The organism is Phenylobacterium sp., assembly GCF_044236515.1.
GTDB lineage: Bacteria > Pseudomonadota > Alphaproteobacteria > Caulobacterales > Caulobacteraceae > Phenylobacterium.
This window is the reverse complement of record NZ_JBIIGK010000244.1, coordinates 1-3,076: the sequence shown is the minus strand read 5'-3', so window position 1 is coordinate 3,076 and position 3,076 is coordinate 1. Positions and strand designations below refer to the sequence as shown.

The following is a 3,076-nucleotide window of genomic DNA, read 5'->3' as shown; positions in this document are numbered from 1 at the left end:
CCTGATCCGTCAGCCAGCGGATCATCGAGTTCTCGGGCCGCAGGTCCAGGATGTAGAACTTGTTGATCCAGGGCGGGAAGATCAGCAGCGGGATCTGATGCACCGTCTTGGTGGTCGGCGCGTACTGAATCAGCTCCAGGATGGGATTGCGGAACACCACCTTGCCAGGCGCGGTCGCGACGTTCTCGCCGATGCGGAACCGCTCGTAGTCGGTCTGGGCGATCGCCAGGCGGCCGCCGCCCCGCTCCATGTCCGCCGCGAAGTTCTCCATGCCCCGGACGAGGCTATCGCCGCCGCTGGCCACGAGCTCGCGCATGGCGACGGGATTCGAGACCAGGAAGTTGGACGGTGAGAACGCGTCCGTCAGCATGCGCATGAACAGTTCCGCACGGCGCTTCTCCAACGGGTCAATCCCGTCGACCTCCGCCATCAGCCCGTTGAGCCAGTCCGAGGTGATCAGGTAGGACTGCTTGATGGTGTCAAAGAGCGGATTGTCGGACCACTCCGGGTCGGCGAACCGCTTGTCGCCGCGTTCCGGGGTCGCCACCGCGCGGGTCTCGCCGTCGTTGATCCGCCGGGCCGTCGCCTGCCACAGGTCGAGGTAGCGCGTGAACAGATCGGCCTGGGCGCGCATCAGCCGGTCCGGCTGGGCCGCCAGCCGGCCGATGACCTCGCCCAGCGCCGGGGCGACATGGAACGGGTCGGGGCTCAGCGCCGCCGGCTGGTCCGCCTGGCGCAGGGTCATCTCGGCGATCGCCGCCTGAGCGGTCACCGCCGCCCGGGCCAGGTTCATCGACAGCTTCTCCAGCTGCGCCTGATGTTCATCGGACAGCGCCGAAGCGGAGCGCGACGGGGATTGCTGATCGCTCACGTCGCGTCCTCTCGACCCACGGCGCGCGTGCGCCCTTCCGCCTCACGCTATCATCGCCTAAGACGATCCCAGGATGAAAGCGTGCGTCGGCCTTTTTGTGACAGCCCGCCGCGCCGGGGCGCCGGCCGCGGCAGCCTGCGCGGCCTTCCTCGGCGGCTGCGTCGGCAATCCGTTCGATTCGGCCAAGATCGATCCGGCGTCGCCGATCGCCACCGAAGTCTCCCGCGCCTCCCGCGCCAACACCGATTTCCCGAGCTTCTCCGAGATCCCGGCCGTGCCGACGGACGTGCGGCCGTTGCGCCTTTACGGCCAGTCGGCGCGCGACATCCGCAGCGCCCAGGCCGACCTCGAGCAGAAGACCGCGCCGTCCACCTGGACGCTGCAGAATACCGACGCCTTCGCCTCCGGCGCGCGCTCGGCGGTGGGCGGGGCCGATGTGCCGGTCGATCCCCAGGCCACCGAAGCCTTCGCCGACCAGCTGCGTCGGCGAGCGACACCGCCTCCGTCGCCTAGCCGATAGGCCGGACACACTGGAATAACCTCAGGTCCAAGTCGCCCCAGCGGGCGAGGCGACCGCAGACACCTTGGCGATGCAATGACTGTGAAAGATTGGCGTATCGGGATCGCAGGCCTTGGCACGGTCGGCGCAGGACTCTTGGGCTTCCTGGCCGAGCGTCCGGGGTTCGCGCCCGCTGGCGGGCGGGTGACCGTCACCGGGGTGTCGGCGCGCTCGCGTTCACGGCCGCGGCCGGTCGACATCTCGAAAATCGCCTGGTTCGACGACCCGGTGGCGCTCGCGGCCTCGCCCGACAACGACCTATTCGTCGAACTGATCGGCGGCTCCGACGGCCCGGCCAAGGCTGCGGTCGAGGCGGCGCTCAATGCCGGCAAGCCGGTCGTGACCGCCAACAAGGCGTTGATCGCCGAGCACGGCGCCGAGCTCGCAGCCCTGGCCGAATCTAAGGGCGCGCCGCTGCTGTTCGAAGCCGCCGTGATGGGCGGCGTTCCGGCGGTGAAGATGGTCCGCGAGGCTCTGGTGGGTGACGACATCAAGTCGATCGCCGGCATCCTCAACGGCACCTGCAACTTCATCCTGACTGAGATGGAGGCTACCGGCCGCTCGTTCGCCGACGTGCTCGCCGAGGCCCAGCGCCTGGGTTACGCCGAAGCGGACCCGACCATGGACGTCGGCGGCTTCGACGCCGCCCACAAGATCTCGATCCTGGCGGCCCTGGCGTTCGGCTGCGCGCCGACCTACGCCGCCGCCGAGATCGAGGGGATCGACCAGGTCGACCTGATGGACATCAAGATGGCCCGCGACCTGGGCTATCGGATCAAGCTCGTCGCCTCCGCCGACCGCTCGGAAGACGGCGTCCTCGTGCGCGTGCATCCCTCGCTGGCCCCGGCCAACCATCCGCTGGCGCAGGCCGGCGGCGCCCTCAACGCGCTGTTCATCGAAGGCGCGCGGATCGGCCGGATCTTCGTCCAGGGGCCGGGCGCCGGCGCGGGCCCGACGGCGGCCGCGGTCGCCGCCGACATCGCCGACGCCATGACCAGCGCCCAACGGCCGGTCTTCCAGGCCCAGGCCGGCTCGCTGGCGCCCTTCAAGCCGATCGACCCGTCGAAGATGATGGGCCGCGCCTACTTGCGCTTCCTCGTCCGCGACGAGCCGGGCGTCATCGCCGCCGTATCCGAGACCTTGGCCGAGGCCGGCGTCTCCATAGAGAGCTTCCTGCAAAAGCCGGTCGAGGACGCCGCCGGCGTCCCCATCGTGCTGACCACGCACGCTGTCGCGGAGTCGGTGCTGATGGCGGCGGTGGAGCGGATCGCCGGCCTGCCGGCGGTGCTGGAGCGCCCGCGGCTGCTGCGCATCGCCCAAATCTGAGTAGACTGCCGCCCGGAGGCATCGGCCATGAGCTCGGATTTCCTCGACCGCGGTCTTGTGCTGGAGGCGGTGCGCGTCACAGAGGCGGCGGCCATCGCCGCGTGGCGCCTGGCCGGACGGGGCGACGAGATCGCCGCCGACCAGGCCGCCGTGGACGCCATGCGCACGGCCCTCAACGAACAGCCGTTCGATGGCGAGATCGTCATCGGCGAGGGCGAGCGCGACGAGGCGCCGATGCTCTATATCGGCGAGAAGGTCGGCAAGGGCGGCAAGCTCAAGGTCGACATCGCGCTCGATCCGCTCGAAGGCACGACCCTGAC

General features: G+C 69.8%; 3 protein-coding genes and 1 pseudogene. 3 read left to right on the top strand and 1 reads right to left on the bottom strand.

Annotation, left to right across the window (positions count from 1 at the left end; translation table 11 throughout):
* A pseudogene (locus tag ACILRF_RS15775) lies at positions 1–793 on the bottom strand (class I poly(R)-hydroxyalkanoic acid synthase); the annotation flags it as partial.
* Positions 794–944: 151 nt separating this feature from the next.
* On the opposite strand from ACILRF_RS15775, the gene ACILRF_RS15770 reads away from it, so the two are divergent.
* The 3 genes from ACILRF_RS15770 to ACILRF_RS15760 form a co-directional block, all read left to right on the top strand.
* A complete protein-coding gene (locus ACILRF_RS15770) occupies positions 945–1,391 on the top strand; it encodes a hypothetical protein (RefSeq protein WP_395674566.1) in 447 nt (148 codons plus the stop codon).
* Positions 1,392–1,466: 75 nt separating this feature from the next.
* Positions 1,467–2,756: a homoserine dehydrogenase gene (locus ACILRF_RS15765; protein WP_395674564.1), complete on the top strand. Its 1,290-nt coding sequence runs from the start codon at positions 1,467–1,469 to the stop codon at positions 2,754–2,756.
* 27 nt (positions 2,757–2,783) lie between these two features.
* On the top strand, positions 2,784–3,076 hold a 293-nt coding region (locus ACILRF_RS15760), incomplete at its 3' end, for a fructose-bisphosphatase class II (protein WP_395674562.1).